This window comes from uncultured Ellagibacter sp., from assembly GCF_934636505.1.
Classification (GTDB): Bacteria; Actinomycetota; Coriobacteriia; order Coriobacteriales; family Eggerthellaceae; genus Ellagibacter.
On record NZ_CAKUAL010000015.1, the window covers coordinates 1 to 26,696 of the forward strand.

Sequence of the window (26,696 nt, forward strand, 5' to 3'; positions counted from 1 at the left end):
CCTACAGGGCGCCCTTGGTCGTCGGCAGCGCATCGCCCATGCGCGGGTCGGGCTCGACTGCCTGGCGCATCGCGCGCGCCACCGCCTTGAACATGCCCTCGATCACGTGATGGGTGTTCTCGCCTGCGAGCTCGCGGATATGAAGCGTCACGCCGGCGTTCGCCGCGAAGGCGATGAAGAACTCCTTGGCGAGCGTCGCGTCGAAAGCCCCCACCATGACGGCTGGGACGTCGGCTTCCCAGAAGAGTTGTCCGCGGCCCGAGATGTCAACGGCCGCCAGGATGAGGGCCTCGTCCATGGGCAGGGCGATCGATCCGAAGCGTCTGATGCCGCGCTTGTCGCCAAGCGCTCGTGCGAAGGCCTGGCCTGCGACGATGCCGACATCTTCCACCGTGTGATGGCCGTCGACCTCCAGATCGCCCTCGGCACGCACCGACAAGTCGAACAGCCCATGGCGCCCGAAGGCAGTGAGCATATGGTCGAAAAAGCCGATGCCGGTGTCAATATCGGTCGCGCCGGTACCGCCGAGGTCGATCGACAGCTCGATGTCGGTTTCCTTCGTTGTGCGCGCAATTCGCGCGGTTCGCTCGCTCATGTGCACCTCTTCCTACTTGCTCGCCACGATTTCGCGCAATGCGGCGAGGAACTCGTTGTTTTCCTCTTCGGTCCCTACCGATACGCGCAGGCAGTTCTCGAGCATCGGCGCATGGGAGAAGTCGCGCACGAGGATGCCGCGCGCGTAGAGGGCCTCCCACACCTTGTCGGCGCCCTCGAGCTTGAACAGGATATAGTTCGAATCCGAAGGATACACGGTGACGCTCGGCACCTTCGCCAGCTCTTCGAGCAGACGGTCGCGCTCGGAGATGATCGCCATGATGCCGTGCTCGAACTTCTGGCGCTCGGAGAACACCTCGCGCGCGATCGCCTGCGAGACGGCGTCGACCGAATACGGCTGGCGCACCTTCAAAAATTCGCGGATGACCTCAGCGTTTCCTAAAATGTAGCCCATGCGGACGCCCGCGAGCGAAAACGCCTTCGAGAACGTGCGCAGGATGAGCAGGTTCTTGTGCATCGCGAGGTAGGGGCGCATCGTCGTGCGGGAGAACTCGAAGTACGCCTCATCGACCAGGACGAGCGCGTCGGTGGCGTTGAGGAGCTTCACGAGGAACTCCTCGTTCGCGAGCTTGCCGGTGGGGTTGTTCGGGCTGGCCACGATAACGTAGTCGATGTCGCCTTGCCCGAGGCGCGCGAAGACCGCCTCCTCATCGATGGAGTAGTCGGCAAGGCGCGGCACGTCGACGACCTCGGTGCCCGTGAGGCGCGCGTTGGCCGCATACACCGAGAACGTCGGCGGCAGGTTTAGGAACTTGCGTCCCGGCCCGCCCCATGCAAGCGCGATGTTGAACAAAAGCTCGTCGCCGCCGTTGCCCAGAAGCACCTGGTCGCGGTCGAGCCCGTTCGCCTCGGCAATCATGTCGCGCAGGTCGTTCGCCAACGGATCGGGGTAGCGGTTCAAAGGTACCTTGCGAATGGCGCTGATGATCTTCTGGCGGATCTCGGTCTCCACGTCGCGCGGGTTCTCGTTCGCGGAAAGATATGCCCTCGCGGGAAGATATTTCGGGTCGTAGGGCACAAGCCCCTGCAGCTGCGGGGCGGACTGCCTCACGCTATTCAACGCTCTCACCTGCATCGACTTCGGTCGGCTTGCCAGCGAGCTCGTTGCAGCGCAGCTCGACGGACATCGCGTGCGCCCACAGGCCCTCGTGGCGCGCAATCGTCATGACGGAGTCGGCGTCGGCCGCGAGCGCTTCGGGGGTGTACTGGATGATGGACGACTTCTTCACGAACTCCTCGACCGACAGCGGGCTCGCGTAGCGTGCGGTGCCTCCGGTGGGAAGCGTGTGGTTGGGGCCCGCTACGTAGTCGCCGACCGCTTCGGGGGTCCACTCCCCCAAGAAGATCGCGCCCGCGTTCTTGATCGATCCGAGCAGGTCCATGGCGTTTTCCACATGCAGCTCGAGGTGCTCGGGAGCGATCACGTTCACCGCTTGGATCGCGGCCTTGCGATCGGGGCAGATGGTGATAAGGCCGTGATCGTTGAGCGACGCCATGGTAATCTCCGCGCGTGTGGAGTGCTTCACGTGGCGCTCGATAGCTGCCTCGATCTGGTCGGCGTATTCCTCGGAGAAGGTGACGAGGTAGCAGGCGGCCAGGGGGTCGTGCTCGGCCTGGGCCATAAGGTCGATGGCAACGAGCGCGGGATCTGCCGTTTCATCAGCGACGACGCACACCTCAGAGGGGCCCGCGATCATGTCGATTCCCACATCGCCCGACACGATCTTCTTCGCGGCGGCGACGTAGGCGTTGCCGGGGCCGGTGATCTTGGCAACCGGCTCGATGGTCTCGGTGCCGTAGGCAAGCGCGCCGATAGCCTGGGCGCCGCCGACTGAGTAGATCTCGGTCACGCCGGCGATCTTGCAGGCGGCGAGGATAGCGGAATCGAGCGAGCCGTCCTTGGATGGGGGCGTCACGCAGGCGATGCGCTCGACACCCGCGACCGATGCGGGGATGGCGTTCATGAGCACGGTGGAGGGGTAGAGTGCGCGTCCGCCGGGAACGTAGATGCCTACGGATTCGAGCGGGGTCACCTTCGCGCCGACGATCGCCCCGTTCTCGCGCGTGGCGATCCAGCTCTGCTGCTTCTGGCGCTCGTGGAACTCGCGGATCTGCACGGCGGCATGTTCGAGCGCGGCGACCGTCTTCTCATCGCATTGGGCTGCGGCGGTATCGATCGTCTCCTGCGGCACGCGGAAGTTTTCTACCTCGACGCCGTCGAACTTGGCGGTGAAGTCGCGCAGCGCCGCATCGCCTCGCTTGCGAACCTCCTCGATGATCGAGGTCGCTGCGGCGATGGCGCCCGCGTTGAACGCTCCCGTGCGGTTGATCTGCGAGCTTTTGAACTGCTCGCCTTCCTTCAGAATGACTCGACGCATGATGTGTTCCCTTCTTATATTGAAACGCCTTGGTTGGTATCGAGAAGTCTACGCGGTCGCGGTCGCGCTTGCGCCCTCGTTCGCGCTTGCACCCGGCTGGTCGCTTCCGGCGATCACCGTCGCGTCCCAAAGTCCCGCCTCGGCGCCTGCTCGCAGCTTGTCCGCGAGCTCGACTACGCGCGGGTCGGTGCGAAACGCGCACGGGTTCGCGAAGAAGCGCGCCGTTGACGAGAGCACCTCGTCGACGATGACCAGGTTGTTCTCGCGAAGCGTGCGGCCCGTCGCCGTGATGTCGACGATGCGCTCGGAGAGGCCCGTGAGCGGCCCGAGCTCGATGTTGCCGTGAAGCTTCACGATTTCGACCTGCTCGCCTTTCCTCGCGTAATAGGACTCGGTGATGCGCGGGTACTTCGTGGCCACGCGGATGGAACCGCAGGTCCGATAGCGCTCGGCGACGCATTCGTTCGCCCCCTCGGGCTCGGCCACGATGAAGCGGCACGCACCGAATTTGAGGTCCACGAGCTCGACGGTGCCCGTTTGCGCCTCGAGCAGGGAATCTTCCCCGCAGATGCCGCAATCGGCAGCTCCGAGCTCCACGAACACCGGGGCATCGGAGGGGCGCACGATAATGTACTCGACGCCGGGATTGCGGATGATGAGCTGGCGCCCTGGGTCGGCGAGCCCTGTCGTGTCGAGGCCGCATGCCGCAAGGCACGCGATGGAGTCGGCGTTGAGCGAGCCTTTGGGTACGGCGATGCGCAGCGGACGCGCGCCCGCCTGCTGTTCGGCCGCGGCGGCAGCAAGCGCCTGATCGAGGTAGAACGCGAATCCGGCGGCGGGGTGGCTCTCGCCGTAGGCCCCGATTGTGTTGTCGTAGCGCCCGCCCGAGCCGAGCGGCGCGCCGAGCGCGGGGGCGAAGGCGACGAAGACGATGCCTGTGTAGTAGTCGAACGAGCTCATGACTGAGAAATCGACGAAGATGCGGTCGGCCAGGCCCTTCTCGTCGAGCTGTTCGAGGGTGCGCTCGAGGTCGGCCAGGCCGTCCTGGCAGCCGAGCGGTGCAACCAGATCGCGCACGCGGGCAACCGCCTCGCGTCCGCCGCGGACGTTTGCGAGCGCGCGGATGGCCTGCGCGAAGACGGGGGCGACCCCTGCCTTTTGCGCGCCCGGCCCCGTGAGCTCGTCGAGCTTGACGAAGTTGCTGGCGTGGTAGGCGGAAAGCACGCCCGATTTCCACGCCTCGCCGGCGCCGCATCCTGCGAGCAGGGCGCGTAGTACGCCAACCGTAGCGACCGAGATGCGGAAGTCCCCCACCCCGATTTGCTCGAGCGATTCGGCGAGCAAGGCGATGACCTCGGCGTCGGCGGCGGGGCCGGCTTCTCCGATGAGCTCGACGCCCACCTGTGTCATCTCGCGCGCTTCCGCCTGCGGGCGGCCTTCTGCCTCGCGGAAGACACGTTCTTGATAGCGGAATCGGAAGGGACCTGGCTGCCCTGCGAGTCGCGTTGCGCACATGCGCGCGATCTGCAGCGTCACGTCGGGGCGCAGCGCGAGCAGGTCGCCGCGCGAGTCGAAAAGCTTGAACGGGGTCCCTGGCACGCGCCCGCCGGCGTTCATGACGTCCATGATCTCGAGCGTGGGCGTCTCCACGGGAACGTAGCCGTTTTTCGACAGCAATTGCTGCACGTCGAACGCGGCTGCCTCGCGGCGCGCGGCCTCATCTGCTAAGACGTCGCGAAACCCCGAGGGCGTTGTGTAATTCACGGTCGTACCTTCTCCTTCGTCATCGTGCGGCAAGCGAGGCGGCGCCTTCTCCTTCGGCGAGGGCCGACGACTCGGCACCTCTCGCCCGCGTGCTTCGCGGCAACTCATTGTAAACGCTTGCAGCATTTCAAAGGTTGCGTTCACGTTACTTGCATCGTTTCGAGGCCTTGCGGCATCTTTGCCCGTGTTGCTTCGGGCTTGACCCGACTCAGCTGAACCAGCTCCGTTGCTGACTCCGCTGAGTCCTTCAAGCTTCCAGCCTGCACCGATCCTGCTGGCCTTCCAAGCTCTCAGCCTGCATTGATTCCGCCGCCTTCTCTTGAACGGCTCACACTTTACCACAGTAGAGTGATAAAGCAAATAGAAAATTTCTGAGCGGCTCTTCTATCGCGTTCCGATCTGCGACGCATCGGAGAGCCATCGCTGGAACCCTCCACTTCTTCGCAGAAATTATTTGCTCGATGTGCGCAGGTTTTGCCGCCCCTTTCCCGCCTCGCGCCTTCTGTCTTCATGGCGCGCAATTCTCAATCTGCTTCATGCTTTCAGCTTGTCGGCCCAACCCAAAACGTTGAAGCGCCCGCCGCGGGATGCGGCGGGCGCTTCGGACGCAAGCTTTCAGGGGAATCTTGCCTGCAGCTTGCTTGATTACGTTGAATGCAGGTTCGACCTGCGAGCGGGGATACTCCCGGGTCGAGCAAGACCTACTTGAACTTGCATAGGGCGAGGGCGCCTGTGCCGATGAGGCCGATGATGCACATCACGATGCCGGCGAACATCCACGAGGACATCTCGGGACCGAGGAGCATGGGGACAAGCCACGTGCCCAAAAACTGGCCCAAGCTTTGGACGAGCATGAGCACGCCCATGCCGATCGACATCAGCTCAGGGCGACCGAGGACGTTGATGTAGGAGGTCAAGCACATAACAGGTCCGCCGAGGCCGACAAGACCCATGACGATGGCGCCAACCCACATCAAAGGACCGGTTTGGGTGAGCAGGATCAGCGTGCACGGCCCCATGACGACCATGGCGAGCAGGTAGAGCGGCTTGCAGCGGCCCATCTTGTCGGAAAGCGAGCCGAACAGCGGCGAGGAAATGACCGCGAGCAGCATCGGCAGGGTGCTCACGAAACCGGAGAGCGTGGGATCGACGCCTTGCTGCTGCATGAACGTCGGCGCGAAGCCCAAAACGGCGAGCAGCGTCAGGTTGAACACGAGGAATGCGAAGAAGAACAGAAGGATGTTCGGCTTGACGAGCTCGGAGTAGCTCACCTTCTCCTCGGAAGCTTCTGACTGGGGTGCTTCAAGCGCCCCGCCGCCGGGGAACTTGACGATGATGGCAACGATAATCGCGAAGACGACGGCGACGGCTGCATAGATCACCCACACGCCCACGAATCCGGTGGCGGCGTAGAGCGTTGGGGTGAGGACGCCGCCCAAGACGGAGCCGAGGCAGACCCACAGTGCCCAAATGCCCGTCGCGGAGCCGATCTTGTCGGGGGCGACGTACTTCTGCACGGCCAGAGGGCCGCAGATGGTGACGAAGATGAACGCAACGCCCTCGATCGCGCGGGACACGATGAGGATGGTGCCGTTGCCCGCGAAGGCGCCGATGAGCGAGCCGATTGCTACGACGACGGCCGCTGCGAGCAGCATCGTCTTCGGCCCGAACTTCTTGGCGAGCGCGCCTGTGGGGAGCGCCAAGATGATGCCCACGAAGGTGAAGATCGACATGAGCCACGAGGCGGACCCTGCGTCCATGTCCATCTTCATCATGATGTCGCCCATGACGACGGGGACCTTGTACTGGACCGTTGCGATAGCCGTGCCGAACAGCAGCATGGCGATGGCTATGAGCGCCCAGTTCGCGTATTTCTTGTTAGTGTCCATAGGAATTCCCTTCTCTTCGAGAAGTGCTGGGTCAAGATAGCTCCATCCCTTGCCCTTTGCGGGCGCAGGTATCCTGGCCCAACGTCTAATAGGGTTCTAATTAGGAGGGAATCGAGGGAGAGGGCGAGGCCGCATTCAGCGCTCGCCCTTCGCCGAAGGTTAGAGTGGCCTGATGTTGTCCTGGAGGACTTCGAAGCGCTCGCCGCCGGGGCCGCGGAAGAACATGATGCGCAGCTGCGTGCCGGCGTCGCCGTACACGGTGAACAGGTCGTCATCATCGGGGCCGAGCGGGCGGTCAAACTCAAGCGGCGGGTCGAAGGGGCCGGCTTCGATAGCTATGCCCTTCTTGCCCAGGAAAGCGACGAACTCGTCCATGTCCGCGACGCGAAGCGCCAGGTGGTTCAGGCATTCGGCCGCCTTGTCGCAGGTCGTTTTCTCCTCGCACTCGAGCAGCTCGAACGCGGTGCCCATCCCCTTCATCCACGCCATCTTGAGTGGTTTGTCGCCCTCCATGGCATCGGATCTGAAAAGGAGCTTGCAGCCGAGGACATCCTCATAGAATGCGATGGACTCGTCGATATCGTGGCAGTAGATGCCAGCGTGTTGGAGTGTCAGTTCCATCTTTAACTCCGTTCCGCCGCCCGAAAACGAGCTGGGCGGCTGTCGGTCGGCGGGTCGGGGATGCGGGCCGCGTACGTGCGATCGCGCATCCCCTGCCGCTGCTTAAGGGGGACTAACCCTGGTCGCTCGAGGTGGCTGCCATGACCTCGGCAACCGTGGCGTTCTTCATGCGAAGCTCGGAGATGCACGCGATGTCGGCATCGAACTCGGTGACGCTCGCGAGGTCGCCCTCGAAGACGTCGTCGGTGCCGGTGCGCGGCTTCGTCAGCTCGATGGCCTTCGCAGCGTCGTAGGGAATGAGCTGCTCCTTGGGCGGATTGGCTTTCGCAACCCAGTTCGGGTTGGTCAAAGTCGGGCTCGGCATGGTCTCGATCTGGCTCACGTTGCCGTACTTCTCGCGAAGCTCGTCGATCGGGCCGAAGTCGAGGGCGCGCATGGGGCACGATGCCACGCAAAGCGGCAGCTGATCGTTTTCTAGGCGGTCGATGCACATGGTGCACTTGCTCATCTTCGTGCCCGGCTCGTCGCTTGCGAACTTGGGCGCGCCGTAGGGGCAGGCCTCGAAGCAGTGGCGATCGCCTTTGCACTTGTCCTGGTCGATCAGGACGGCGCCGTATTTGTCTTCCTTAAAGATTGCGCCGTTTTCGCAGGCCGCAGCGCAAACGGGGTTGTCGCAATGGCCGCAGTTGAAGGCGAGGATGCCGATCGAGGGATTGGGGAAGCGCCCCTTCTCCCACATGTACACGCTCATCCACTTCTCGGGGCCGGGCGCGATGTCGTACCAGTCCTTGCATGCGACGGAGCATGCCTTGCAGCCATAGCAGCGGCTCTGGTCAAAGAAGAATCCGTACTGGGTCATAGTTATTCCCCTACCTTTCTGATCTCAACCAAGCCTGCCGTCAGCAGCGCGCCGACGATGTGCGGCAGATGGGTGTCGCCGATGAGCAAGTTGCAGTTGCCTGCGGTGTCGATGCCGTAGGGCATGAGCTTCGTCTTGCGGACGTGGTCGAACTTGGACCACTCGCCATGGGCGATGGAAACCGTGCCGGGGAGCAGCTTGGAGGAAACGTATGCCGTGATCTCGACCTCGCCAAACTGGTTGTAGACCAGCACGCGGTCGCCCGTCTTGATGCCGCGGTCGGCGGCGTCTGCCGGGGACATGCGGACCATGTGCTCGTAGCAGTCGCCCTTAAGCCAGGGGTTCTGGTCGTTGGCGGAGTGCTGGCGATACGTGGAAACCGGCGTGACCATGGACAGCGGGTAGTTCTGCGTCCAGGGGTGGTAGTAGCTGTCGTTGGCGGGCAGGTCCTGGTAGGTCGGCTGCCAACGCGGGTAGGCGTCGTAGAGTCCGCCGTAGCGCGTCTTGGTGAGGTCGTTGTTCTTGACATACGAGCTCTCGAACTCGATCTTGCCGGACGGGGTCTTGAACGGCGAGCGATCCCACTCAACGGTGTTCTTGAAGGGATAGAACCATTCGCCAGGCTCGCCGGGAACGCGCACGATCGGCATCTTCACGAACTCGTCCCACGGGCGCGGCTCGATGCCGTTGTAGGCCAAGATGCCCGTCTCGTCCTTCGCCCACTCCTCGTAGGCGGGCTTGTAGATGCGCTCGATGACCTGCTCGTCCCACTCGCGCCAATCCGTGACGTCGAGCATCTTGGGGTTGTACTTGTCCGCGAAGCCGAGGCGGCGCGCCAGCTCCATCCAGACCCAGTCCTTCGAGCGGATCTCTCCCGGAGGGTTCACGCCCTTGCCGGCGAACAGGAAGTAGTTCATCATGCCCGACGGCGAGCCCCAGAAGCGGTTGATGCCGAAGAAGTGCATGTCGGTCGACTCGAACTGGATGATCGGCGAGGGCAGCACGATGTCGAGGAACTCCATGGACGGCTGGTCGTTGAAGTACTGCCAACCCCAGGAGAACTCCATGTTGGCGAAGCCCTTCATGCGCTTGGCGACGTTGTGCTGGTTGTTGATGTAGTTGTTCGGGATGATGGCCATCTTCAGGCACGGCAAGGGGCTGTCGGGCGGGCAGCCGATGCGGCGGCGGAACTCGTCTTCGGTTATCTCGCCGGCCGCGTAGAGCTTCTGGCAGTGCATGAGCTCGGTCACCTTGTTGTTGTTGTTCGTGATCGGGTTGACGACATCGCCCGGAATCTGGCCCGTGTTCGGGACAGGCGCGAAGATGCGCGGCTGGGTGACCAGGTTGGCGCCGCCGCCCTCGCAGCCGCCGGGGATGGACAGGTTGCCGGTCATCGCCTGGAGCAGCATCGCGACCGCTGCCGCGTAATCGCCCAGGTTGCGCTTGGAAACGCCGTACATCTGGTGGAGATGGACGGGCTTCATCTTCGCGTAGTAGCGCGCGAACTCGCGGATGGTCTCGGCGGGGATGCCGGTGATGGGCTCTGCCCACTCGGGATCGTGCACGACGCCGTCGACCTCGCCGACGATGTACTTGCGCCACTCCTCGAAGCCGTCAGGCTCGACCCACTTGGCGACGTAGTCGTGGTCGTAGAGGTCCTCGGTGTAGAGAACATGGGCCACGGCCAGGCCGAACGCGGTGTCGGTGCCGGGGCGGATGGGGATCCACTGGGCGCCTAGGACCTCGGCGCTCACGTTGTACACGGGGTCGATGAGGATGAATTTGCAGCCGCGCTCCTGCGCGAGCTTCATGTAGTACGGGACCATGCCGAACCAGGAGACCATCGGGTCGAAGCCCCACAGCACCACGAGCTTGGAGTTCAGAAGGTCAGGAGCCTCAAATCCCGGATAGGCATCGGAGGTGCCCTTGATCAGGCAGTCCGTCAGGCGAACGCCCAGATGGAAGTCTTCTGCGGCGGCGCTACCGGAGGTGGAGTGGTCGCCCCAGCCGGTGATGGTGCCAGGCATATACGACGCGAACGGGAAGTCGGAGCTCTCGAACGCGACGTAGTAGCAGTAGTACAGCCAGGGATGGTCGGGGTTCTCCTTCGCCATGACGCGCATCTTCTCGGCGATGGTGTCGAGCGCCTCGTCCCAGGAAATGCGCTCGAAGTGGCCGCGCCCGCTGCCCTTCTCCCCCACGCGTTTCATCGGGTAGAGCAGGCGGTTCTCGGAGTAGAGCTCTTGGCGCCACGCATGGCCCATCGGGCACGCGCGGGCCTGCAGCATGCCGGTCTGGACGGCGTTCTCGTCGTCGTCTTCGCGCGCGATGCCCGCGTTCACGGAATCATCGGGCTCGATCGAGACAACTTTGCCGTCTTTGATTCCGCACTTGATCAAGCACGTGGCATCCCAGCAGCCGTTGTTGTGGCACGTGGTGTAGAAGTAATCGACACCCTCGTGACGCTCGTTGTACTTCTCGACTAACGAATCTCTTGACATGGCCCCTCCTTCTCCTTAGGAAACTAGCTCGCTTGGAGCTGCCGCGTCCTCAATGCGCGGCTCCCAAGACGATTCTGCAGGGCGCGGCGGGGGCCTGCATAGGGCGTTTCCGTTTCCCGTGAAAGCGGACACGTTTCAGTCGTGGAATATTTCTGAATAGCGGGAATTCAGGACAGTCATGTCCCCAATTTGAGAAAGCAAGAACTAATTTCCCCACCTCACGCCTGCTGGCTGCTATATTATCCTTGCAGGGGACATACATGATTTCGAGGGGGAAATCATGGACTACTTCAAGCCATTCTCGGCTGACACGCAAGCGGCGTTCTTCAGCGCCGAGGCGGAGATGATCCGCTTCGGAGAGCGGGCGGCGCAGCTTCCGCATGCCGAATATCTGAAGAACACGCTGCTCGCGATCGACGCCGTGTTCGCCATCCGCATGGTCCACGACATCGCGCTTCCGCCCGTGCCGCTGATCGTCCTTTTCGACGTTGCGGGTTGGAAGTTCGACAACGACGTCGAGCGCAGCCTTGCGATGACGCGCTCGATGGTGCGGCTGCCCGACGAGGCGAGCGATGCCGCCATCGAGGCGCTGCACTACATGCAGGCTTTGGAATGGGTCTCGAGCATCGCGAAGCCTGGCTTCGAGGCGACGCTGGAAACGGTCGTGCGGCTCAACGAGATCCTGCTCTTCGGCGTCAACTCCGACGAGCGCGCCCACGGCTTCAGGAAGACCTACCTGCCGTACAAGAAAGGCTCGGTGCCGCTTGAGATCCCTCGCGAGATGAGGAAGCTGTGCGAGTTTTGCAACGGCGAGTACTTCTCCCCCTTGGGTCAGGCGTCGGTGATCCACCATGCCTTCGAGCGCATCGTGCCGTTCGACTCCATGATCGACCGGACCGGTCTGCTGTTCGCGTTCATGCCCATGTTCAGGCGCGGCCTCTTCGCGAACGAGCTCATGGTCCCCATCTGCTGGGGCGCGTCCTTGGAGCGGGAATACCGAAGGACCCTAAAGGATGCGAGCCGCAAGGAGCTCACAAGCGAGAGCCACAAAGTCTACAAGGAGCAGTGGGCTTCCTACAATGCGCGCAATACCTCGATGGGCGTCGTCATCGCCAACATGTTCATCTCGAAGGTGAGCAAGCTTCGCGATACCTGGAGGTCGCGCGGCTTGAAGATTCCCGCGAACTCGGCGACCGACAAGCTGCTTGACCTGTTTTTAGCCGTCCCCCAGCTTGCCACGCGGCATGCCGCCAACTGCATCGGGAAGAGCTACGGCGCCACGAACGAGGCGATGCGCCAGCTGGTCAAGGCGGGCATCGTGAAGGAAGTCGCTATCGACAACAGGGAGCGCGTCTTTGTGTGCGAGCAGTCCGCTGCGCTCATCGCGGACTTCGTGGAAAGCCTGGAGAAGATGGGCGAGGTTGCCGCGGAAGGCGAAGAATAACGCTTGGGATGCCCGCCGAGAGCTGTGTGGCGCGTGCGAGGCACTCGCCAGTTGTGCGCCGCCTGAGCGCGGGCGATTCGTGCGAGTCGCGAGCTCGCCGTGCGAGCGCGCCTTCCCCCTGGTCAGCGGCTAGCGATTCTCCCAATACTGTTCGCTCACGCAAGCGAAGGGGTCCTCGCCGGGAAACGGCATTGCCTGAGCATCGCCCGACTCGTCGACGAGCAGCATCGAGCCATCGCCGATGGATGCGCCGTAGCTCATAAGCGACAGGGTGTCGCATGCCCACAGGGCATCTTGGCCGCGCGTCATCCAGCCGTCGGCGTAGTTCTCCACGCGCTCGACCGGCGTATGGCCCACGATCTGCGGCACGCCGGGCAAGGCGTCGTCGAGCATGTCGCGCAAATCGGCCCATAAAGGCCCCGGCAAAGACCAGCCCCCGCGCGACGGCGGGCAGCTGTCGAGGTCTGCCCAATGCGAAGCGTCGGCGAGCATCTCGTTTACGCGTTGGGCAATCGCCGCCGCATCGGCGGGCACGTCGGGGAGAAACCGCTTCGCCCACACGCCGGTCACGCCCGCATGCGAGCACAGGTACGGCCCCACCGCGCATGCGATTTTTGCCCGCAGTTCCTCTTCGAGGATCGCGCGCAAATCGCGCATGATGGACATGATCGAGCCCGGGCCGCGCTTGCCACGCACATAGCAGAAGTCGTGATTTCCCAGCAGCACGTCGACTTGCATACCGCGCTCGCGATGGCGCCCTACCCATTTCGCGTAGAACTCCATGGCGCCAAGCTCGTCTGCTTCGGTGGCGCCCCAGTCGTCGCACGCGTCGCCCAAAAACACGACGCGCCCTATTTCCGCATCGGCCGCGAAGACCTCGTCGATACGGGGCAACACATGCTGCTGCTTCAAGTGCAAATCGCCTACTACCAGCGTCTTCATCGGCAAACCTCGCATCCCCCGTGTCGTTTCGCGCCCTGCGCCCTGACGCCCAGGGCTGAATTTCTCGTTCCCATTGTAGGGGCGCCCGCCGCTGACGGCGCAGGGGCTTTCAACTTTCCAGAAAAACCGGCGCGCATTTTCCATGTTAAGGGCGAGACGCGAAAGCGGCTCACCGGACAGGCGGCCTCGCTGGAAAGATAGGAGCACGCTATGGGCAAGGTCAGAAAACCGACGTCGATCACGACGATCAAGGATTGCGAAGAGGCTTTGGAGTGGATCGATGTGGAGCTCGACAAGCTCGACCGCAACATACGCATCACGAACAGGGCAATCTTCTCGCCGAAGAAGCTGACGACCGCGTTGAGCGGCATTCTGTGGTCGAAGCAGGTTTCTCAGAAAGCGAGCGATCACATCTGCAACTCGCCGTTCCTCTCGAAGCTCGAGGGCTCGGCGCGCAGTGACCAGAACCTTCAGGAGATCCAGTTGAGCCGCGTTGTGAGCACGGCGAAAGAGGTGCAGGCCGTGTGCGAGGAGACGTGCAGCCGCCTCGCCGACGCGGTGAGCGAAGCGCGCGGGGCCGTCGCAGCACCCGTGCACGTCGACGACCGCAATATCTCGGCGCTCCCCGAAGCCGAGCGCGAGGCAATCAAAGCGCACGATAAGGCTGTTCAGGTGGCCAAGCGCGAGGCGGTCGCGCAGCGCGCCGAGAGCGAGCTTGCGATTTGGCGCTCCATGGAGACGCGCGCGAGACGCATGGTTGACCGCACGTTGGAAGCGCTCAGGGCGCGCCACGCCTTCACCGCCTGCAACTACGAAGTGCTCAGCGACGCGCATATCAAATGGGCCGCGCGCCGCGGTAAGCTCCAGCCGCCCTACAACCTCGTAGGCGTCTTAGGAACGCGAAATGTCGATGTCACCGAGAAGGAAGGTTAGGAAATGAAGCTTTTTCGCAAGAAGGCATCGCTGCCCGAAGGCCCCGCCCGCATGTCGGTGGCGCCTTCCGCATCGAAGGAGGAAATTGGCAACCCCGCCGCAAGCCTGGGCCTCGTCGTTCCCGATCCGCCCGACTACGACGGGCAGCGTGCCCGCCAGCTCGCCTGCTCCGACAGCTACGCCACCTTCTTCAAGACCGGCGAGGGCCTTTTCTACCACGAAACGGCTTGCACGGCCGAAAAGCACCTCGCGGAAATCGAGGAGGCCCTCACCCGCTACGCCGAGACGGTGGAATCGACCTACCGTGCGGCAGTTCGCAGCCAGATCATCCAAGCCGAGCAGCGTCTGGCGCGCATCTCCCCAAAGCGCACGTCCAAGCGCGAGCGCGCGATTGTCAAGCACCCCGAGATGAAGGAGTAAACCATGAACAAGATCACGAGTACGGCGCTGCTGCTCATGCTGGCGCTGGCCAATGCGGGCCTCGACTATTCTGCCGTGTGCGTGTTCCTCGACGTGGATCCGTTCGGGACCTTCGCGCCGAACAACTTCTTCGCGGGCCTTGTGGCGGTTGCTCAAAGCCTTTTGCTCATCATCCTCCCCTGGGTCGCCTCCGAGAAGCTTGCCGCCGGCGAGAAGGGCGCCACCGCGTGCGCGCTGGCAGGATCGCTTTTCGTCGCCCTGGCCGGCGCCTTCTTGCGCGCCACTACCGAGGCCGCCTCGACCACGACGAGCGTATCGGGCGAGGTCGTATCCGGCCTTTCGGTCGATGGCATGGCGTTCGTTCTGATCATGGCGGGCATCGCGCTTGGCGAAGCGATTGCGGCGTTCCTCATCAAGAGCCTCGGTATTCGTGCGGAAGCCGAGGCGCTGCAGGCGGAAATCGAGCGCATGCGCATCATCGAGCGCCACATCGACGAGGATATCGCGACGGCCGCTCGCGTTGCGCTCGCCGCCGGGCGCCAGAGCATCGCAGCGGCAAAGAAATCGTGCGAGCAGGTGTTCCAGCAGCTCGTCGCGAAGTCCGACGACAGCTACAACAGCTTCATCGGGTTCGTGGACGAAATCGAGGACCAGCGCGAGGCCGAGCGCGAGGAGTTCGCCGCGCTTTCCCGCACCTTCGAGGCGCGCATCGGCGAGAAGTTCCCCGGTGCGCTCGCCGTCGGGCGGAAGACGGCGACGCCAGATGCCGCGGCCGCAACAGGCGGTTCTCCTGTTGAGAGCGCCGATGTCTCAGACGGCACCTCGGGCGCAGGTCGCGCCGACGCATGCGCCAAGGGCGCAGCCGCCCCTGAAATCCCCCTCTCTGACCAGGCAAAAGCAGCGTAAAGGAGACCAGTTATGAGTACCAAGAGCACCATGGGCATCAAGGGCAACCTCGTCGTCCGCTCGGCGGCAATCGCAGCGTCGTTTCTGCTCGCACTTATCATCGCGACATTCGCCACGGGCTGCGCATCCGGAGGCTCAAGCGGCGCCCAGGGCGCCGTTCCGGGAAGCTATGCAATCGACCCGGCAGCGGTTGACACGTCAGCTGTCTTAGAGCCCGTGAGTTGCATGGTCGTCACCTCCGGGAGCCAAAACAGCGCGTTCCGCATCCCAACAACGTGCCTCGCCTACCCGAAGGCGGCCATCGAGCAGGGAAACTACGCAGGGTATCTCACCTGCGATGCGGGCTCGACCCCGCACGGCAAGACCTTTGCCACGACGAAGAGCTCGCAGGCAGGGCAGGAGAAGGAAATCGACGCCTTCCTGGCCGACTACTTCACGAGCGCGTGCTCGGCCCGCGCCGCGACCGGTGAGATAGACCTGCTCTCCGCGCTCAACAATGCCGCCAATGAGCTGCGCGCCCACGCCAACGGCTCGAAGATGGTCATCAACGTGATCGGCTCGGGTTTGAACTCTGCGGGGCTTCTGACGGCGTCGGCCGACCTTGTGGGCGCCGATGCGAACGATATCGCAGGTCAGCTGGCAAGCTTGGGTGCCCTTGCGGACTATACCGACATCACGGTGCACTTCTACGGCCTTGGCCAATCGAGCGGCTCGCAGGTTGTTCCAAGCTCCGTCGCCGCGAAGCTCCAAAGCCTCTACCCCACTCTCGTCGAGGCGGGCGGCGGCGTGGCCATCGTCGAGCCCGACGTGCTTGCGCGCCTGGGCTGCGACGCCGACTTGCCGAACGTCCCGATTGTCGATTTCGAGCAGGACTCGCTCACCTTCCCGCACCTCGAGCGCAACCAAAGCGCCCAGGTCGTGCTCGACGAGGCAGTGCTCGCCTTCGTGGGCGATTCCGCCGAGTTCATCGACCCCGACAAGGCGCACTCGACGCTCGCCGAGCTTGCGGCGAGCATTCCGAACCGCGGCGCCACCGTGCTCGTCGAGGGCTACACCGCCGCGTCGCCCGCGTTCTCGCACGATGAGTTGATCGACCTGAGCCAGCGCCGCGCGGAAGCTGTTCGCAGCGCTCTTGTCTCGGCGGGCGTCGACCCCGGCCTCATCGAGGCGGTTGGCCACGGAGATGCGGGCGCGACCTCCATGGACACGGGAGTCTTTTCCGAAAGCGCCGCTAAAAACGACCGCCGCGTGGTAGTTACGCTATCCTTAGCATGATCGCGCAACTGCTCGGGCGCGAACATCCTACACGCAAAGGAGGTCGACCATGGGCCAAGAGCTTCTCACCGGAACGGGCGCGCCTGCCGCGTCTGCGCCCGGCGTCGACCTCGCGTCCGAGCTGCATTTCACCCCGGCACTTCCCCTTCGCGGCGACATCCGCCAAACACCGCAAAGCCTCGTGATTGAAGGGGTGGCAAGCCGCGGCGGGCAGGCAACCGTCTTCAAGGCGCGCACGCCCGGCGGAGTGCCCGTCGCGGTGAAGGCGTTCGGGCGCGGCGAGGAGTGCGAGCTCGAGTGGCGCACCCTCGAGACGTTCTCGAACTTCCGCGTGCTTCCCCAAGCGTTTGCAAGCGGCATCGCAAGCGTTCCGTCCTCCTTCGGCGCCTGCGAGAAAAGCTGCATCGTCGAAGAGTGGCTCGAGGGCGACACCCTCGCGAAAAAGCTTCGCCGCATGGGGAGGAAAATGACGGTTGAAGAGGCGCTTTCGACCCTCTCGCCCATCGTCGGCTTTCTCGCAACGGCGGAAACGGAGCTTCGCGAGGGCGTGGTTCACCGCGATGTCAAGCCGAGCAACATCCTCATCGATTCGGCGGGGAGCGCGCGGCTCATCGATTTCGGCATCGCGCAGACCTCGCGCGGGCGTGAGCATCTCGCCTGGGGGACGCAGGGCTTCTCCTCTCCGGAGAGCTGCTTTCCGACGGGCGGCGAAGCCTGCCAGGGCAGCGACGCGTATTCGCTTGCGGCCACGCTGCTCGCGCTTCTTGCCGGCGAGGACAAGCCGCCTGCGTACGGCGTGGTTGTTCAGAGCGACGGTGCGCTTCGCTACGATCCCGCCTGGACAGACGAACGTGAGCGCGCGGCTCACGAGCAGTCGGGCGCGCCGTTCCCCAGATTTATCGAGAACGGGCGCGAGCTGGGCATCTACCTCGCCGAAGACGCGCTCAACGACTTTTTGCACGACGCCGAGACGGCCGCTTTCCTGGAAGAGGACATCGCCGAAACGCTGCGCTCCACCTACGGTGTCGAGGAGTCTCCTTCCGCCATCGGCAAAGCGGCGTGCGCTGCGCTCGATGCGTTCGACGCAAAGCTTCGCGCGACGCTCGGGGCGTGCCTGGCGCTCGATGCCTCGCGGCGCCCAACTACCTCGCAGCTGCAAAACGCCCTGCCGCGCGATAAGGCATCGTATCGCCACGAGCTTCACCTGTTGGGGCTGAATGCGGCGCTTGGTGGCGGGCGTATCTTGGCCCAAGACGCGCCCTCGTTCGAGGGCGGCACGCTCGCGCAGGCGCTCGACGACTTCAATTCCGGGCGCTACGTGCAGGCGGTCGGCGTGTTCGAGCGCCTCGCGCGCCAAGGCTGCGTGAGCGCGCTGTACTACCTCGCCATCTGCGCGCGCGATAACCTCGGCGGCAGCTCGATCGCCTACTCGGAGGCCGACGTCATGCTGTTTATGGGAGAGGCGGCGGCGAAGGGTGCCGTGGTGGCGCAGTTCTTTTTGGGGTGCGCGCTGTACTCCGGGTTCTACGTCGCGCAGGGCGCGGTCCACCACGTCGAGGAAAACCGCGAGCTCGGGCTTTCCTTCATCAGGAAATCGGCCGCAAGCGATGAGGCTCGCCAGAAGGAGGGTTTCCCGCCCGCCAAGGCATGGCTTCGGGAAAACGGCTTCGCATAGCGTTGAGTTCGCCTTGAGCGCTGTGGGTTTGACCTGCATGTTCGCAATCTATTAGGAAGCTATCATGAAATACGCCAACACTGCGCCCCATGCGGGTGGTGCGTCCGCATGCGCGCGTTGCATCATTTTCTTCACCTGCACTGCAGAGGTGCGCATCAACGCGCATGAGGCCCGCACCTGCAATCGCCGCGCGTTGGGAAGCCTCGATGTGCGTCCCGACGAAAGCGACTGCGACCGTTGGATCGCGACGAATCGGGGCAAACGCTCGCTCTACGTGCAGCAGCCGAGCTTTTCGACCACGAACGTGCTTGAGCTGCGCCCGGGCTTTAGCTGCGCGCTTGTCGAGGGAAGCCGCATCGCGCTCTCTCCGCGCTCGGGCTGGGTGAACGTTTCGGTTCGATAGTTTTTCGGCCTGCGACCTGCGTGCTCGCGCGCGAGGCCTCGCGCGCGGTCAGGCTTCTCTCACGCGCATGCACAGCGCGCCGTTACGCGCGCCGAACGAGACCACGCCGTTGGTGTCTTCCCGAACGGCGAAGCCGAACACGAGCGTGTCGCCGGGCATGATGCGCGCGCCCTGTTCCTCGACCGCGGCGCCTGCCCGCTTGGCCGTCTCGCGCATAAGCCGATCGTCGTCTGTGCACGAGGGCCCGAACGAAAGCGTTTGCGCGTCGGCGCAGTTGTTCGCCCCGAATCCGACGATCACGTTCGACACGCTGCCGTCGGCGTTCGAGCGCACGATGAGCGTGCCGTTCGAAGACGCCAAGTCGAAAACGAGCCATCCGCGCGCTTTTCCCTGTGGCTCGCTTCCCGCATGCAGCAGCAAGGCGTGTTCTCGGGAGATCGGGTCTTGCGCGCGCCCGTCGGTGCCGCCTGCCAGGCACTCCTGCTGCCCCGGAAGGTTCAGAACGCCCCACGCCTCTTCGCCCGCGAACTCTTTGCGGCGACTCCCCAGTTTGTGGGGCTCGTTCTTCTCGAATGCGTGCCCGATTCCCGCGCGAGGGCGAAGCCACGGGTGAACGTGCAGCTCGCGCCCCTCTTCAAGGGCGTTGCGCACGACGCCGTCTACGATAAACGCGTCGAAGGCGAGCACCTGTCCCGCTTTCGGCTTTGCGGGCGAGGGAGCCGCCCCGCCGCCGGTGAGCAGGCCCTCTTGCGCGAGCGCCACCGATTCGTCGTCGGCGCGCTCGATGTCGAGCATCCAGCACAGCATGAGGCAAAGCGCGTGCTCGAGTTTGCAAGCCCATCCGTCCTCGCGCGAGGCTGCCGCTGCAAGCAGCCGCTTTACGGTGTACGTGCGCGCCGTCGATGAGACGTATTCGCTTGCGCCGGTCACAGCTGCGTCGTGGATGAGCGCGTCTTTCAGCGCCGATGCGAACTCCTCGATCTCGGTATCGGTCGCCTCATCGAAGAAGAAGTGCCACAGCAGTGCCTCCCAGGGATCTTCGCCGTGCAGCATTTCGTTCGGGACCTTCGCGACTGCGCGGTTGCGCACGACAGCAAGCGGGTCGGCAAGGTAGTCCTCGTATTCCCGAAGGCGGCCTTCCTTTTCCGCCGCATTTCTGGAGAGCTTCTTGTTCTCCCACAGCGCCTTCGCGCGCCCGTTGCCGTTTTTGCCCGACAGGTCGTCGGTCTTTACGACCGTGGGAAGCAGCATGCTGTAGCAATCGTCGCGAGTGACGCCTCCGACCGGCTCTTTCGAAGCCGCGCCTTTCCCGCTCTTTACTTTGGGAGCTGATGAATACTTGGGAAGCATCTCGGCGAGGCGCAGTGCCAGCAGGTCCAAAAGCCAGTAATCGCTATGGCGGCGCGAGCGCTCTTGGCGCAACCAGGTGGAAGTTTCGGCACCTGAATACACACCGAGCTCGCCGCCGAGCACGAAGCGCCCTCGAAGGCGCAGCTCGATGCGGCGCACGCGGTCGGCCTGCATCATCGGAAGGCCGCACGAGATGCGGATTTCCTCGGCAGTTTTCGCGAGCGTCTGCGGCGGGGCGTCGGCGTCGATGATGGGAGCGATGCGCGCACGGTACACGGCGCGCTCGACGGGGGTCATGTCCTGCTCGACGCCGTTTCGGAAGATGAGCGCCTCGGGATCGCGGGCGGCGGCCTTGCTTTCCGGTGATGCGCTACCCGCGGCGGACCCGCCGCGCGCCTCGGTTGCGCAGCTCGCAGAGCCAGCTTCTCCTGCGACTCCTTCGAGCGCTGCGAAGCTCGCCTGATTCGTGGCGCTCGCGACATCGACGATGCCCGCAAGGCCCGCATTACCCGCCGCGAGCTTCGCCGTGGGGACAATCGCCGTGCGCGCACACGGGGCCTCTGTCTTGCCACCGCGCGGCGCTGCGGCGGAGAACACCACCTTATGCACCCCGTCGGAGCCGCGATCGAGGATATCGAGCATGGCCTCGCGGCTCGTCCCCCGCGTTGCGGAGTGCGCAGCGAGGGACTCGAGCAGCTCGCCCTCGGTCGGCTTGCGCGCTCCCTGCAGCGAATCCTCGAGCTTGCGGTATGCCTTGATGATCGCGAAGTACTTTCTCGCCTCGTGCTCGCTTCGAAGAGCCGTTTTCTGCGCATAGCACTCGCACAGGCGGCGCTCCACAGGCTTCTTGTTCGTCGAGACCCAACTGTTCAGCACGTGGGCTTCCGACAAATCGAACGTGTCGATCGAGTCCTCCACGGCGAGGCGCACTGCATGGTGGTACTCGGCGCCCAGGTCATGCGCCTCAAATAGCCGCTTGTAGCCCTTCGTGGCGGCGTATGCGGCATCGAGGTGCGCTTCGATAAGGCACTCCCGCGCGAGCTTTCCCGCCTTGGCGAGCAGCGCAAGCTTCACTTCCGCGTCGTTGTCGAGCCAGTCCTCTGCGTCGCGCGGTTTGCCCTTGATCCGCTTCTCGGCAATCGTGCGCGCATGCTCGATGCCCTCTTGCAGCAGCGCATCCGAGTAGGGCAAGCCGTCCCTTCCGGTGCCTTCCTGCCCGCGTCGCCCGCCCTGCCGTCCGCGCTGGGCGCGAAGGGCGGCACGCTCGGCGCGGCGGCGAGCTTTCGCGTCTTCGCCTGCGCTTTCGCTGTCATGAGCGCGTTCCTCGTCGTTGTTCTGCCCATATTCGGCATACTCGCCCTTCGGCACGGCAGCACCCTTCCCGTAAAGCCCTGCATTCGTTTCGACCATTGTAATTTGTCGAGCGAGCGAAATATCCCACGTTTTCCCCTTGCGTGGCAGTGAGGCGATGAAAGACGTGCTCTTTTGCGACACGGGCGCAACGTGCGAAAGCCGAGGTCTGCGCCGCATCACCGCCGGCGCGGGTCGTGCTCGCGTTTTCCAGAAAAATCTGCGCGCGTTTTTCATGTGGTTGGTAGAAGTTCAACGAACGGAAGGAGAAGTTATGAGCGATTTCAACAACGGCGCGAGCGACGGATCTTGCAGCGCTCGTGCACCTCGCAATGAAGGCAACGGCGCAGGTGACAAGGCCACTGAGGATGCATTATGCAATGGCGGTAAGCGCCGCAGTGACGCTGGCGGCTCCTACCACCATTCTCGCGGCAGCATTTTCGATAGCTTCTTCAACGATGACTACGACGAAGAGCCCAATGACGAAATCGACATTGAGATGGAGCGATTTTTCAGGGGCGTGAACGCTATCAAGGTCCGCCTCTCTCATGCAATCGAAGCCCTGTTCGGGATGCTCATGTCGCGCTCGATGGGGCGCGCCAACTTCGTGGCGGTAACGTTTGCGCTCCTCATCTGCACGCGCGCGATTGGGGCGGTGTTCATTGATGCGGACGCGCTCTGCGAGCTCAATGCCCTCGCGTTCGCCGTGTCGCTTGCCGTGCTCGCCGTGTGCGCGATTTCCAGGAAATGCCCCGCCAATGCCCTCTCAGCGGTCGTGATCGCCTGCCTTCCGGCCCTTATCGAAATCGTTACCACATGCACGGTTCATGGCTCGGACGCCGACGTCTTCGTGCGCATTATGAGCGGGATGCTGCTTGGCATTGGCGCGGGAGCGGCTCTCGCGGTCGTGTTGTCCCTGGTGAGCGACTGTGAGGACGAGGACGTCGCCTGCGCGCGCATACTTGCCGGCCCGTTATGGGGTGCAGTTATTGGGGCTACCGCTGCGCTCGTTTGCGATATCGCGCCCTACATCGCACGTGAAATCGCCTTCGGCGTGGACCCTCTGTACGTGAGCTATCTAGAGCTTGCAATCTAGTCTTTGCTGCAACTGGCGCCCGGGACGCCTCAACTCGTGCAGCGTCCCCGCCCCCTTCCCGTTCTGGAAGACCCTTCTTTTTCCGCCCAGTATACAAAGCGGAGGCTGCCACATCGTTCGGCAGCCCCCGCTTTCGGTCTGATGGTGATTGTAGCGCGTGATAGGCTACTTTGCGGCTTCGCCCGTCGAGTCGCTGTGGAAATTAGAGTAACCGCCCACGGCGTTCGCGTTGAAGCGGCCCTCGGTCTTCGAGAAGAACACCTGCGTTACCATGAGGTCCTTGATGGTGACGCCGACGGCGCCCATGGCCTCTTTTTGGTTCTTCCCCTCATCGATGAGCGCGTTGAGCACTTCGGCCTTTTTCGAGGACTCCAGAGCCATGAATTCTGCACGATCCATTGTCAGCCTCCCTTGATACGGCGCGAGCAATATGTGCCTTAAATTATAAGAACTGGAACCCTTTCGTTTAAGGATGTTTCCGTTTCCCGATAGTTCGGGAATAACCTATTTCAGGCCGACGTAATCGGTCTCGATCGCCTCGTCGAGGTATTCCTTCACGGGCGGCTCGCCGAAGTCGCGCACCTCCTCAAGATGCCAGCAGTCGGTTTTCGGCATGCCGGGAATGCTGTCGGCGACGAAGATGGGGTCCTTGCCTGCCTTGCGCTGCGCCGAGTAATCGTCGAGTGCGGCGAGCGCCCATTTGCCGAGTAGCAGGATGGCGATGAGGTTCATGATCGCCATGAGGCCCATGAAGATGTCGGCTAAGTTCCACGCCAGATCGAAGCTGTTCGTGGCGCCGTAGAAGATGACGAGCAGGCACACGATGCGGAAGACCGTGAGCAGCGCCTTGCTATCGCCCTTGATGAAGCGCAGGTTGCTTTCGGCGTAGAAGTAGTTGCCGATAAGGCTTGAGTACGCGAACGCGAAGATGGCGAACGTGATGAAGTGGATGCCCGCTTCGCCGACGGAGTTGTTCACGGCCATCTGCACGAGCGGCATGCCGTTGAGGTTTGCGGCGGCTGCGGGATCCTGCACGTAGAACACGAGCACCATCATCGCCGAGCAGGTGCAGATGAGCAGCGTATCGATGTAGACCGACAGGCTCTGCACGAGGCCCTGCTTCACCGGATGGGACACGCTTGCGGTTGCTGCGGCGTTCGGTGCGGAGCCCATGCCGGCCTCGTTGGAGTACAGGCCGCGCTTGATGCCAAGCATGACGACCGAGCCCGCAAAGCCGCCGAAGATCGACTGGAAGTCGAACGCCGAGGAGAAGACGAGCGCGAAGACCTGGGGCAGCCAGGTGATGTTGGTGATGGTCGTCCAGAGCGCAATCGCGATGTAGGCGATGGCCATGATAGGAACCACGATCGACGTGATGACGCTGATGCGCTTCGTTCCGCCGAAGATGACGGCGGCGGTCATCACGGCGAGCACGATGCCCGACGCGATGGCGGCCTTCGGCATGGCCTCGCCGGGCAGGTAGTACTCGAGCGCGCTCGTGGCGTTGAACGCCTGCAGGCCGTTGAAGCCGAAAGCGAAGCACAAGATCAGCAGCACGGAGAACAGCACGCCGAGCCCGCGGCTGCCGAGCGCCTGGTGGATATAGTATGCGGGGCCGCCGCGGAACTCGCCGTCCTTGCCGCGCACCTTCCAGATCTGCGCGAGCGTGGACTCGATGAACGCAGATGCTGCGCCCACGATGGCCATAAGCCCCATCCAGAACACCGCACCCGGGCCGCCAGTGGCAAGCGCGGTGGCGACGCCTGCGATGTTGCCCGTGCCCACGCGGCTCGCGGTCGATACCATGAGCGCCTGGAACGACGAGATGGAGCGTTTGCCTTCGACATGTTTCTTCTCGGTGATCTGGGTAAACATGTCTTTGATGTAGCGGATCTGCACCGCCTTGGTGCGGATGGTGTAGTAGATGCCCACGATGACGAGCAGGGCGAGCAAGATGTAGGTGTACAGAAAACCGTCGATTTGCCCGCTGACGTCGATGAGCCATGCGTTGAAGTCCATATGTGCCTTTCCCCAGATAATCCCAACCAAGTTATCGCGCGTGGGCTTGGTTGCCACCACGCGATGCAAATTTACATAATACTGCAATTCCGCGAGAAAGTATGCGACGACATCAGGTGTTTTGCCGTAGCGAATAGGCACACCGCGCGGGTTAATCTGATTTCGCGCGTTCTGCGGCTGTTGCGCCTTGAACCGGGGAGCCGCTGCCCCTGCTGCCCTTGCGACCAGGGCCATGAAGCCGCAATCAGACTTCACGACCTGAGCTGGGAATCGCCTCCCTTGCGGTCTTGTACCTTGCTGCTGTTGATGGGCTCCTGATTCATGGCGCATCAAGGAGTAGAGCAATCGCCCCCTTTCTACTGCGTTGACTATTTCGCTCGATGTGCGCAGGTTTTGCTGCAGCTTGCTTGTACATTGCCGGTATGCAGGCGAGCGCTTCTTCATAGCGTCAGGTCAGGGAGGTGCGGTTTTTCCTGGTCTTGTCGTCTTAGGCAGCCCACCGCCCGCCGTAAAAACCTGCGCACATCGAGCGAAAAGAGTATTCGGGACGCTGCGCACTCGTTCAGCTCTTCGTTGAAAGCGCCTTGTCGTGGACAAAAATTGTCGATATGTGAGGGGCTTTATTCACCTATCTTTCTCTTAAAAATTCTGACCTGGGCAAACGCAGGACAAAGCGAGCAGAAGCCCCCTACCAGCCAACTCTAGGCTCACATATCGACGATTTTTGTCCACGGCGGCATCATTTTCAAGAGATGGCCGCAAAGGCGGCGGATGTCGCAGCGTTCCAAAGGCGGGATCGACACACGGTGGGCTTGTCATGAAGTCTGCGTGAGCCTATTTCGCATATACTTCTCGATTCGGGTCCTAATCGCTCCGTCGCGCAGGAGCTGGTTGCGCACCCGCGCCCAGCCCGACTGGTGGCAGCCCTCGCCCACTTCGAGCAGAGTTCCTTGACTAGCGGGTACAGCAGCTTCATGACGGCGTCATCGTCGGGGGAGCGCCCGCGCCGCCTTCCCTCTCGCTTTCTTGCCTTGAGGGCAAGGCTTCGGCACCTTTCCCTGCGAGATGAGCATAGGTGTTGAATTTTGCTAGCTAGATATAGCAAAAATGATAGCTTCTCTTCTCGCGACAGTGGCGTTGCGCACGTGTCTTCATAACGCGCCTTCATGCACAGAATGCTCAACGAGGTGAAGGCGGGGACAATTACGCCAGTAGACGCTTCGCTCATTTATGATAGAATTCTAAAGTTGCAAAGAGAACAGTCGAGATTGAGATAGCAACAAGAGAGAATCATGGCAAACAAGGTTACAGAGTCCGTCGAAGACATAGAATCCCTCGGGGGGGTGTTCCCTTATAAAGCGAATAAAGGGATTCTTCGCATCAAGAAGAAAAGATAACTACCCTAAAGCGTTTCCCGGTGACACCTATATCGCCGATTTGTGTCGAGCGTCGAAGACGCGCAAGCCATGGGTCAGCATCATCGTCTTCATCATCGCTCTCTCCCTTTTTGCCGATTATTGGCTCCTTGCGGATGCTTTTGACATGGCATTCCAGTCGGGTTTCTGGATTACCTATTTCGTTCCTATCGCTCTTCTTGCTAGCTATCTTTGCATGGGGTATCTGGCGGGCAAGAAGATCATCGAGTTCAAATTCCTAAGGCGAAAACCTGCCCTGATCACGGCCGTTATATTCACGGTATTTGAGATTGTCGTTCTTGTGGCGCTTTTCGTCATCAGATGCTATGGCGAGGTCCAGCGCAGCGGCGGCATGGGCGATGGCGGATTGGGATTTAGCTTCGGAAGCTCGTCGACGGACACACTTTCGCTCGGCAAAGCTTCTTCTTCCACCGGGCTTTCCGCATTTGTCGATAAAGTATCCGACCTCGGCGTCGATGTGCTCTTCCCTGCAATCGCCCTTTCTCTCATCATGTTCATCGGCGCGCTGCTTGAAATGTACTATGCGTATTGCACCTACGATGCTTATGCGGGCGAAAAGAAGCGCCTCGCCGAATCGCATATCGCCGAAGATAGGCTTCTCTACGAGAAAGTCTATTTCGATATCGTTTCCTCTCCCGAGAAAAACCTCGAATATGAACGGCGTGAGCGCGAACTCGACCGCAAGGCGCTTGCGTGTGCGTTTAAGGTCAACAAGTTATCAACCCAGCTCAACAGCATAGTTGACCCTGCTGATGCGTATGACTTCACTTCAATCAGCCGTTCGATAAACCATTCGGTTGCTCGCCCCGAAAGATAGGAG

General features: G+C 62.6%; 21 protein-coding genes. 9 read left to right on the plus strand and 12 right to left on the minus strand.

All coding sequences use genetic code 11. The annotated features are described in order from the left end of the window. Position 1: 1 nt before the first annotated feature. The 8 genes from hisB to Q0G18_RS03250 form a co-directional block, all read right to left on the minus strand. A complete protein-coding gene (hisB, locus tag Q0G18_RS03215) occupies positions 2-595 on the minus strand; it encodes an imidazoleglycerol-phosphate dehydratase HisB (protein ID WP_297149423.1) in 594 nt (197 codons plus the stop codon). 12 nt (positions 596-607) lie between these two features. Continuing rightward, positions 608-1,684, minus strand: a complete 1,077-nt coding sequence (gene hisC, locus Q0G18_RS03220) for a histidinol-phosphate transaminase (RefSeq protein WP_297149425.1) — start codon at positions 1,682-1,684, stop codon at positions 608-610. Beyond that, positions 1,668-2,993, minus strand: a complete 1,326-nt coding sequence (hisD, locus tag Q0G18_RS03225) for a histidinol dehydrogenase (protein WP_297149427.1) — start codon at positions 2,991-2,993, stop codon at positions 1,668-1,670. Before hisD ends, hisC begins: the two co-directional genes overlap by 17 nt. A 48-nt stretch (positions 2,994-3,041) precedes the next feature. After that, complete coding sequence (gene hisG, locus Q0G18_RS03230; protein ID WP_297149429.1) at positions 3,042-4,757, minus strand: ATP phosphoribosyltransferase; 1,716 nt, start codon at positions 4,755-4,757, stop codon at positions 3,042-3,044. A 701-nt stretch (positions 4,758-5,458) separates the two neighbouring features. Further along, positions 5,459-6,646, minus strand: a complete 1,188-nt coding sequence (locus tag Q0G18_RS03235; protein ID WP_297149431.1) for an MFS transporter — start codon at positions 6,644-6,646, stop codon at positions 5,459-5,461. A 159-nt stretch (positions 6,647-6,805) separates the two neighbouring features. Beyond that, the gene (locus Q0G18_RS03240; RefSeq protein ID WP_297149433.1) at positions 6,806-7,267 is read right to left on the minus strand and encodes a VOC family protein; all 462 of its coding nucleotides are present in this window, start codon (positions 7,265-7,267) and stop codon (positions 6,806-6,808) included. Between the two features lie 112 nt (positions 7,268-7,379). Next, complete coding sequence (locus Q0G18_RS03245; RefSeq protein WP_297149435.1) at positions 7,380-8,126, minus strand: 4Fe-4S dicluster domain-containing protein; 747 nt, start codon at positions 8,124-8,126, stop codon at positions 7,380-7,382. A gap of 2 nt (positions 8,127-8,128) precedes the next feature. After that, positions 8,129-10,627, minus strand: coding sequence for a molybdopterin-dependent oxidoreductase (locus Q0G18_RS03250; protein ID WP_297149437.1), 2,499 nt, complete (start codon positions 10,625-10,627; stop codon positions 8,129-8,131). Positions 10,628-10,907: 280 nt separating this feature from the next. On the opposite strand from Q0G18_RS03250, the gene Q0G18_RS03255 reads away from it, so the two are divergent. Then, positions 10,908-12,071, plus strand: coding sequence for a Fic family protein (locus Q0G18_RS03255; RefSeq protein ID WP_297149439.1), 1,164 nt, complete (start codon positions 10,908-10,910; stop codon positions 12,069-12,071). 129 nt (positions 12,072-12,200) lie between these two features. On the opposite strand, the gene Q0G18_RS03260 is transcribed toward Q0G18_RS03255, so the two are convergent. Further along, positions 12,201-13,013: a metallophosphoesterase gene (locus tag Q0G18_RS03260; RefSeq protein ID WP_297149441.1), complete on the minus strand. Its 813-nt coding sequence runs from the start codon at positions 13,011-13,013 to the stop codon at positions 12,201-12,203. A 210-nt stretch (positions 13,014-13,223) separates the two neighbouring features. On the opposite strand from Q0G18_RS03260, the gene Q0G18_RS03265 reads away from it, so the two are divergent. The 6 genes from Q0G18_RS03265 to Q0G18_RS03290 all read left to right on the plus strand — a co-directional run bounded on the left by Q0G18_RS03265 (position 13,224) and on the right by Q0G18_RS03290 (position 18,625). After that, positions 13,224-13,946 (plus strand): hypothetical protein, encoded by a 723-nt coding sequence (locus Q0G18_RS03265; protein WP_297149443.1) that lies wholly within the window; start codon positions 13,224-13,226, stop codon positions 13,944-13,946. A gap of 3 nt (positions 13,947-13,949) precedes the next feature. After that, positions 13,950-14,366: a hypothetical protein gene (locus Q0G18_RS03270; RefSeq protein ID WP_297149445.1), complete on the plus strand. Its 417-nt coding sequence runs from the start codon at positions 13,950-13,952 to the stop codon at positions 14,364-14,366. A 3-nt stretch (positions 14,367-14,369) separates the two neighbouring features. Next, complete coding sequence (locus Q0G18_RS03275; protein WP_297149447.1) at positions 14,370-15,272, plus strand: hypothetical protein; 903 nt, start codon at positions 14,370-14,372, stop codon at positions 15,270-15,272. Positions 15,273-15,284: 12 nt separating this feature from the next. Then, positions 15,285-16,547 carry an OmpA family protein gene (locus Q0G18_RS03280; RefSeq protein ID WP_297149449.1) on the plus strand — a complete coding sequence of 421 codons (1,263 nt, stop codon included), beginning with the start codon at positions 15,285-15,287 and terminating at the stop codon, positions 16,545-16,547. A 49-nt stretch (positions 16,548-16,596) separates the two neighbouring features. Further along, complete coding sequence (locus tag Q0G18_RS03285) at positions 16,597-18,222, plus strand: protein kinase (protein WP_297149451.1); 1,626 nt, start codon at positions 16,597-16,599, stop codon at positions 18,220-18,222. 64 nt (positions 18,223-18,286) lie between these two features. Next, positions 18,287-18,625, plus strand: a complete 339-nt coding sequence (locus tag Q0G18_RS03290; protein ID WP_297149453.1) for a hypothetical protein — start codon at positions 18,287-18,289, stop codon at positions 18,623-18,625. A 48-nt stretch (positions 18,626-18,673) separates the two neighbouring features. Here Q0G18_RS03290 and Q0G18_RS03295 read toward each other — a convergent pair whose 3' ends face one another. Beyond that, positions 18,674-21,385: a hypothetical protein gene (locus Q0G18_RS03295; RefSeq protein ID WP_297149455.1), complete on the minus strand. Its 2,712-nt coding sequence runs from the start codon at positions 21,383-21,385 to the stop codon at positions 18,674-18,676. 214 nt (positions 21,386-21,599) lie between these two features. Here Q0G18_RS03295 and Q0G18_RS03300 point away from each other — a divergent pair, with 214 nt between their 5' ends. Further along, a complete protein-coding gene (locus Q0G18_RS03300) occupies positions 21,600-22,421 on the plus strand; it encodes a hypothetical protein (RefSeq protein ID WP_297149456.1) in 822 nt (273 codons plus the stop codon). Positions 22,422-22,586: 165 nt separating this feature from the next. On the opposite strand, the gene Q0G18_RS03305 is transcribed toward Q0G18_RS03300, so the two are convergent. Beyond that, positions 22,587-22,820, minus strand: coding sequence for a hypothetical protein (locus Q0G18_RS03305; RefSeq protein ID WP_297149457.1), 234 nt, complete (start codon positions 22,818-22,820; stop codon positions 22,587-22,589). Between the two features lie 105 nt (positions 22,821-22,925). Next, a complete protein-coding gene (locus Q0G18_RS03310) occupies positions 22,926-24,440 on the minus strand; it encodes an alanine/glycine:cation symporter family protein (RefSeq protein ID WP_297149458.1) in 1,515 nt (504 codons plus the stop codon). Between the two features lie 1,542 nt (positions 24,441-25,982). Between Q0G18_RS03310 and Q0G18_RS03315 the strand changes: the two genes are divergently transcribed. Beyond that, positions 25,983-26,693 (plus strand): hypothetical protein, encoded by a 711-nt coding sequence (locus Q0G18_RS03315; protein WP_297149459.1) that lies wholly within the window; start codon positions 25,983-25,985, stop codon positions 26,691-26,693. Positions 26,694-26,696: the final 3 nt, after the last annotated feature.

Bases quoted from the DNA above. Each gene is read 5' to 3' on its own strand.
- Q0G18_RS03265 (WP_297149443.1), top strand. From the start codon at position 13,224: ATGGGCAAGGTCAGAAAACCGACGTCGATCACGACGATCAAGGATTGC.
- hisB (WP_297149423.1), bottom strand. From the start codon at position 595: ATGAGCGAGCGAACCGCGCGAATTGCGCGCACAACGAAGGAAACCGAC.
- Q0G18_RS03305 (WP_297149457.1), bottom strand. From the start codon at position 22,820: ATGGATCGTGCAGAATTCATGGCTCTGGAGTCCTCGAAAAAGGCCGAA.
- Q0G18_RS03300 (WP_297149456.1), top strand. From the start codon at position 21,600: ATGAGCGATTTCAACAACGGCGCGAGCGACGGATCTTGCAGCGCTCGT.
- Q0G18_RS03275 (WP_297149447.1), top strand. From the start codon at position 14,370: ATGAACAAGATCACGAGTACGGCGCTGCTGCTCATGCTGGCGCTGGCC.
- Q0G18_RS03235 (WP_297149431.1), bottom strand. From the start codon at position 6,646: ATGGACACTAACAAGAAATACGCGAACTGGGCGCTCATAGCCATCGCC.
- Q0G18_RS03290 (WP_297149453.1), top strand. From the start codon at position 18,287: ATGAAATACGCCAACACTGCGCCCCATGCGGGTGGTGCGTCCGCATGC.
- Q0G18_RS03270 (WP_297149445.1), top strand. From the start codon at position 13,950: ATGAAGCTTTTTCGCAAGAAGGCATCGCTGCCCGAAGGCCCCGCCCGC.
- Q0G18_RS03315 (WP_297149459.1), top strand. From the start codon at position 25,983: ATGGCATTCCAGTCGGGTTTCTGGATTACCTATTTCGTTCCTATCGCT.
- Q0G18_RS03240 (WP_297149433.1), bottom strand. From the start codon at position 7,267: ATGGAACTGACACTCCAACACGCTGGCATCTACTGCCACGATATCGAC.
- Q0G18_RS03255 (WP_297149439.1), top strand. From the start codon at position 10,908: ATGGACTACTTCAAGCCATTCTCGGCTGACACGCAAGCGGCGTTCTTC.
- Q0G18_RS03250 (WP_297149437.1), bottom strand. From the start codon at position 10,627: ATGTCAAGAGATTCGTTAGTCGAGAAGTACAACGAGCGTCACGAGGGT.
- Q0G18_RS03245 (WP_297149435.1), bottom strand. From the start codon at position 8,126: ATGACCCAGTACGGATTCTTCTTTGACCAGAGCCGCTGCTATGGCTGC.
- Q0G18_RS03280 (WP_297149449.1), top strand. From the start codon at position 15,285: ATGAGTACCAAGAGCACCATGGGCATCAAGGGCAACCTCGTCGTCCGC.
- Q0G18_RS03285 (WP_297149451.1), top strand. From the start codon at position 16,597: ATGGGCCAAGAGCTTCTCACCGGAACGGGCGCGCCTGCCGCGTCTGCG.
- Q0G18_RS03260 (WP_297149441.1), bottom strand. From the start codon at position 13,013: ATGAAGACGCTGGTAGTAGGCGATTTGCACTTGAAGCAGCAGCATGTG.
- Q0G18_RS03295 (WP_297149455.1), bottom strand. From the start codon at position 21,385: ATGGTCGAAACGAATGCAGGGCTTTACGGGAAGGGTGCTGCCGTGCCG.
- Q0G18_RS03310 (WP_297149458.1), bottom strand. From the start codon at position 24,440: ATGGACTTCAACGCATGGCTCATCGACGTCAGCGGGCAAATCGACGGT.
- hisD (WP_297149427.1), bottom strand. From the start codon at position 2,993: ATGCGTCGAGTCATTCTGAAGGAAGGCGAGCAGTTCAAAAGCTCGCAG.